Here is a 4,902-nt window from a genome sequence, read left to right as displayed (position 1 = left end):
TGGCGGCGGCAGTGGTGGGGGTGGTTATTCTTATTACTTAGGAGGCGGTGGCGGCGGTGGCGGTTGTACGGTATGGTATGGTTATAAAGCGAGTTTAAAGGGTCATGAGAATATCACAATTGGTAAAGGAGGAGATTCTGTTTCTGGGTGGAATGTAAAAGGTAGGTTTGGAGGAACAACAACCGTTGGCAAAAATTTTATTACGGCGACAGGAGGACATGGTGGTGGGGGTACTTACTCTTCTAGCACTCACACGGGATTTGGTAAAGATAATACTTCCTTCTATTCAGGCGATGGCGGTGCTGGAGGAACAGGTGGAAACTTTGGTTTAGCAACGGATGAACATCCAGGAATTGCCAAAGGCGGAAATGGTTATGCTGGAACGAATGGAATTACGAGTAAAACAAGCGGTAATGGAGGCGATGCTGGAGGTGATACATCACGTGGTGGCTCTGGAGGAGTCGGCAAAGGTTCCTATAGTTCGGGAAAAGCAGGGCGTGGTTTTGGGGGCGGAGGTGCTGGTGCTCATGCCGATTCTTCTTCAAGTGGCGCTGGAGCTGATGGCGCTGTCCTTATAAGATTGTGGAAAGAATGAATGGTTTATGCAGGTATAAAAAACAATGATAGTTTCTAAACGGACACTTATTGTCTGATGGCTTATAAACTGTATAGTTTCTTCTTATAAAGTCCCCTTTAAAGCCCTTTTTTACTGACAGTGTCAGGCTTATGAGAGAGTGTAGATGATTGTTATGGTCTCTTCATTAATTTGGAGAGCAAAATGACAATAGAATTTAAACTTCGTATTCACTTTATTAAGAATGGCAAGGGATCTAAGTTTTTAGCAATATTTGATCAGACAGCCGTTGGTATGTTTGTAAAATCCTTGATGTTAACGTGCAAATTTATCCCCTCCATGCACCTATTCTTCTCTTTACGCATGAGGTGGAGAAACAGGATAGTGTTCTGTTTCATAAGCTTCAATTAACAAAACAAGAGTTTTCATTCTATCAAATTCTGGAGTATTAACTTCTGGCTGCTTATCAAACATTGCAGACACAATCTCTAAAGCTTCTTGATAATCTCTCTCTGTACGAATTGGTTTGATATTCATTTCTTAAATTCTTGTAGTTCCACAGTGTTGGCATCAATCATATTAAATTGTAACATTTTTGTTGACAATTGTCACTTAATACATTACATCTTACTTAAAATAAAGTTGTTGAGTTTGCTATGATCAAAACATTTAAAAATAAAGACCTCCAATCTCTCTGGGAAACAGGAAAAAGTAAGATTGATAGCAGGCTTCAACAGCGTATTATTCGCCGTCTTGATGCCCTTGACGCTGCTTCTCAAGTTAGTGATATCAATGTACCAGGTTATAATTTTCATATGCTTAAAGGCTTTACTCCAACTCGCTACACAATTCATATCAATGGTCCTTGGTGTATCACTTTTGAATTTAAAGACAGACACGTTTACCATGTTGATCTAGAGCAATACCACTGAAGGTTTTAAGATTTGTAAAGGAAACTATCCATGACCACACGTAATCCTAATCGTTGTCCTTCTCATCCAGGAGAAATTTTAGCTGAATCCTTAGAACATTTAAATGCAAGCAAAACCGAAATTGCTAGGATTCTTCAAATATCACGCCAGCACTTGCACGGTATCCTTAAAGGAGAACGTCCAGTCACAGCCGTAACAGCGGCTCGCATTGGTAAATTGTTAGGAAATGGACCAGCCCTTTGGCTACAGCTTCAAGCCAATTATGATACATGGCATGCCTTGAGGGACATTGATGTCTCTTCTATTCCAACACTAACAGCTAGCGAAATGAATACGCAAATGGAACATAGCCATTCGTAACCTTCTCCCCGCCCTTAAAGACGAGGAGATAAGTCATGTTTTTGAACTTAAGCAACCTTTTTAATAGGGTTCTCGAAATCTGGTTCATAAGCGCGCAATAAAGGATCCATGCTATGCGGCAGTTCTGAATCACCAAAATCTGTTAGAACTATTAAGATTTTAAGTATACTTGGCATCTCATCTTGAAGTTTTAAAATTAAAGCTTTTTCTATGACACTCATAGTATCAACCAGAGCTGTACAATCTTTATCATTCATATTTTCATGTCTAGAAAATTGAGATAATGCCAACCACAAATCGCATAAGAAATTGGTATCTATCTTCATTGCACACCTCCATGGATTTGCTCTCTTAAACATGCCAATCCTCTGGAGGTGATTTTCGTTGAAGGGAGCACCTTTTCTGTACCATCTGGTCTTTGAATGGTGATAGCAGGGCAGTCCATAAAGCCTTTCTTGATTTTATCCTGATAAGGTAACAGAGGCGCCCCCGGAGCACGTCGATAGACCCAATCATGTTTACGCAAGTAATCCGTTAAATCTTTTGGTCGTACTTCTAACATCTTCGCGGCTTCGATAAGACCAAACAGACCATCAGAGCGTTTTAAGCCTTCTAAAGCTTCTGCTTTAGGCTTGAGTGTACTCACCTCATTTCTTAAGTCTTCTAATTGATTGATACTCTCTAAAAGGAGCTGTTTAATCGTAAGAGGATTTTCCAATGCATTGGCAAGATCTATTCGTGGTGTTGCTACTTGTTTTGCACGTTTTTCACATTCTATAAAATATAAACGAGCTTCTCTACCTTTCTTATTGTTCTCCACCATAGAAAGTTCTTTGGCTACACTTAAAGTGAGAGCATAATCTTTAGAGGGACGACCACCTTGGAGGTTTTTCCCAAAATTGGGAAAAACTATATAATCTCTGTTTTCGACAAAATCATATTTGTTGATGCGTTCAGTAATCCAGTCTGCAAACTTTTTACCTACTCCTAAAAACGCATGTAGATCACGTGCATTTACTGTCTGAATTGCATCGCCATCAATGACTTGTTCTGTAATTTCTATAAGAGTGTTCATGTGAACTCCTAGTTGTTAGATGTTTTTCATTGACACTCTAAAGAGAGTGCCGGGCGCTGAAAAACACGGCAACTAGCCCGTCGTTATGCCTTTCCCATAAAGGGTATTGTATAGCGTAACCACACCCGACAATGCCATTATATGCGTGTAACATACAATGAGTCAAAACTTTTAGTTGGCGGAGAAGAGATTGTTTCGGCAATCCATCCGCTAGTTGCTTTAAGGTGTTTTTCAAGCACCTGATTCGAAAATACACATTGCATAAATAATGTCAAGCTATTTTCGATAATTTTTTATCATCATGCCGGTCTAACAAATACAGCAATCACCCCCCTCATTTTTTTCCCATTCATTTCATTAGCCAATATTTTAAAGGAGTATAAAATGGCAACAGGTTTTTTACACGGTGTTGAAGTCGTTGAAGTTGACGACGGCACCCGACCCCTTCGCGCGGTACAATCGGCAGTTATCGGGATTGTTGGCACAGCACCCGATGCCGATGAACAAGCCTTCCCTCTCAACACACCCGTTTTGGTAGCAGGCTCTCTTTCAAAAGCCGCAAAACTCGATAAAACGGGTAAGCGTCAAGGCACCCTACCCAATGCCCTTGATCTTATTTTTAAACAAGTAGGCGCCATTGTCGTTGTCGTACGCGTGAACGAGGGTGACAACGAAAATGCAACACTCACCAATATTCTGGGTGGTATAAACGCAAATGGTGCTTATGAAGGTGTTCATGCTTTGATTGGAGCGCAATCCATTGTAGGACAAACACCACGCATTCTCATCGCTCCAGGCTTTACACATCAACGCCCTTCCAGTGTGAATATTGAAGAGAATGGAACTGGTGCAACTGCCAACCCCGTCGCAGCAGAACTCATTGGCATTGCTGAACGCCTACGCGCCATTGTGGTGCTTGATGCACCAAACACAACAGATGAAGCAGCCCTTAGCACAGCAAAAGATTTTGATTCAAAGCGCGCCATTCTTATTGATCCATTTGTAAAGGTGAATCGTGATGGAAAAATTGTAGAACAGCCAGCAAGTGCAGCGGTTGCAGGTGTCATTGCTAAAACGGATTTTACCCATGGTTTTTGGCATTCCCCTTCAAACAAAGTGATCAATGGCATTGTTGGTATTGCACGCCCCATTGATTTTTCCATTGGTGATCGATCAAGCCGCGCCAACCTTCTTAACGAACAAAACATCACAACAATTATCCGCGAAAACGGTTATCGCCTCTGGGGTAATCGCACACTCTCAAGCGATACAAAATTTGCTTTCTTATCCGTAGTACGCACCGCAGATATGATCAATGATGCCATTTTGCGCGGGCATCTATGGGCTGTCGACCGCAATATCAAAAAGACCTACATGAATGATGTCAGTGAAAGCGTCAATGCCTATTTGCGTGATTTAAAAGCACAAGGCGCCATTCTTGGTGGGCGCTGTACGCCTGATCTAGAGCTTAATACAGCAAGCGCCATTGAAGGCGGCAAAGTCTATTTCAATGTCGAATTCACACCAACAACACCAGCAGAACACATCACATTCCGTTCACGCATTGTGAATGATTACTTAGAGGAGATCTTTTAATGACCATACCTATTTTACCAAGAGTTTTGAAATATTTTAACATTTTTGTCGACGGCATTCCCTATCAAGCAAAATGTGAAAGCGTAACATTACCGAATTTGAATTTGGTTGTTGAAAGTTATCGTGGTGGAGGCATGGATAGCTCTATTGAAGTTGACCTTGGTCTTGAAACCCTCACACTTAGCATGACCATTTCTGATTGCTCTCCAGAGTTGATGGCACTGTTGGGGCGCACAGATGTCGATATCTCATTACGAAGTTCAATGCAAGCGCAAGGCACACCAGCAGAAGGTGTTGTCATTACCATGAGAGGACTATGCAAAGGCTTTGAAATGGCAGAATGGCAACCGGGCAGCAAAGCAACA

General features: G+C 41.6%; 7 protein-coding genes and 1 pseudogene. 5 read left to right on the top strand and 3 right to left on the bottom strand.

The features are described 5' to 3' along the window. Positions 1–595 (top strand): annotated as a pseudogene (locus ACFIKX_RS09635) (hypothetical protein); the annotation flags it as partial. A 336-nt stretch (positions 596–931) separates the two neighbouring features. Here the strand turns inward: ACFIKX_RS09635 and ACFIKX_RS09630 are convergent. Next, positions 932–1,111 (bottom strand): hypothetical protein, encoded by a 180-nt coding sequence (locus ACFIKX_RS09630; RefSeq protein WP_375627011.1) that lies wholly within the window; start codon positions 1,109–1,111, stop codon positions 932–934. A gap of 119 nt (positions 1,112–1,230) precedes the next feature. Between ACFIKX_RS09630 and ACFIKX_RS09625 the strand changes: the two genes are divergently transcribed. Then, positions 1,231–1,506, top strand: a complete 276-nt coding sequence (locus ACFIKX_RS09625) for a type II toxin-antitoxin system RelE/ParE family toxin (protein ID WP_273791641.1) — start codon at positions 1,231–1,233, stop codon at positions 1,504–1,506. A gap of 30 nt (positions 1,507–1,536) precedes the next feature. Continuing rightward, complete coding sequence (locus ACFIKX_RS09620; protein ID WP_375627782.1) at positions 1,537–1,866, top strand: HigA family addiction module antitoxin; 330 nt, start codon at positions 1,537–1,539, stop codon at positions 1,864–1,866. A gap of 47 nt (positions 1,867–1,913) precedes the next feature. On the opposite strand, the gene ACFIKX_RS09615 is transcribed toward ACFIKX_RS09620, so the two are convergent. After that, positions 1,914–2,192, bottom strand: a complete 279-nt coding sequence (locus ACFIKX_RS09615) for a hypothetical protein (RefSeq protein ID WP_375627783.1) — start codon at positions 2,190–2,192, stop codon at positions 1,914–1,916. After that, positions 2,189–2,941: an antA/AntB antirepressor family protein gene (locus ACFIKX_RS09610; RefSeq protein ID WP_375654143.1), complete on the bottom strand. Its 753-nt coding sequence runs from the start codon at positions 2,939–2,941 to the stop codon at positions 2,189–2,191. The genes ACFIKX_RS09615 and ACFIKX_RS09610 overlap by 4 nt, the downstream gene beginning before the upstream one ends. Positions 2,942–3,325: 384 nt before the next feature. Between ACFIKX_RS09610 and ACFIKX_RS09605 the strand changes: the two genes are divergently transcribed. Then, positions 3,326–4,537: a phage tail sheath subtilisin-like domain-containing protein gene (locus ACFIKX_RS09605; protein ID WP_375661251.1), complete on the top strand. Its 1,212-nt coding sequence runs from the start codon at positions 3,326–3,328 to the stop codon at positions 4,535–4,537. Continuing rightward, positions 4,537–4,902, top strand: a 366-nt coding sequence (locus tag ACFIKX_RS09600; RefSeq protein WP_375661250.1) for a phage major tail tube protein, incomplete at its 3' end; no start/stop codon positions are given. The genes ACFIKX_RS09605 and ACFIKX_RS09600, both read left to right, overlap by 1 nt.

The organism is Bartonella sp. CM86QHHN (genome assembly GCF_042194695.1).
In the GTDB taxonomy this organism is placed as follows: domain Bacteria; phylum Pseudomonadota; class Alphaproteobacteria; order Rhizobiales; family Rhizobiaceae; genus Bartonella.
Note: the sequence above shows the minus strand (reverse complement) of the source record. Positions and strands in the feature narration are given on the sequence as shown.

Excerpts from the sequence above, each read along its gene's own strand:
- ACFIKX_RS09620 (WP_375627782.1), top strand. The coding sequence starts at position 1,537 with ATGACCACACGTAATCCTAATCGTTGTCCTTCTCATCCAGGAGAAATT.
- ACFIKX_RS09610 (WP_375654143.1), bottom strand. The coding sequence starts at position 2,941 with ATGAACACTCTTATAGAAATTACAGAACAAGTCATTGATGGCGATGCA.
- ACFIKX_RS09605 (WP_375661251.1), top strand. The coding sequence starts at position 3,326 with ATGGCAACAGGTTTTTTACACGGTGTTGAAGTCGTTGAAGTTGACGAC.
- ACFIKX_RS09630 (WP_375627011.1), bottom strand. The coding sequence starts at position 1,111 with ATGAATATCAAACCAATTCGTACAGAGAGAGATTATCAAGAAGCTTTA.
- ACFIKX_RS09615 (WP_375627783.1), bottom strand. The coding sequence starts at position 2,192 with ATGAAGATAGATACCAATTTCTTATGCGATTTGTGGTTGGCATTATCT.
- ACFIKX_RS09625 (WP_273791641.1), top strand. The coding sequence starts at position 1,231 with ATGATCAAAACATTTAAAAATAAAGACCTCCAATCTCTCTGGGAAACA.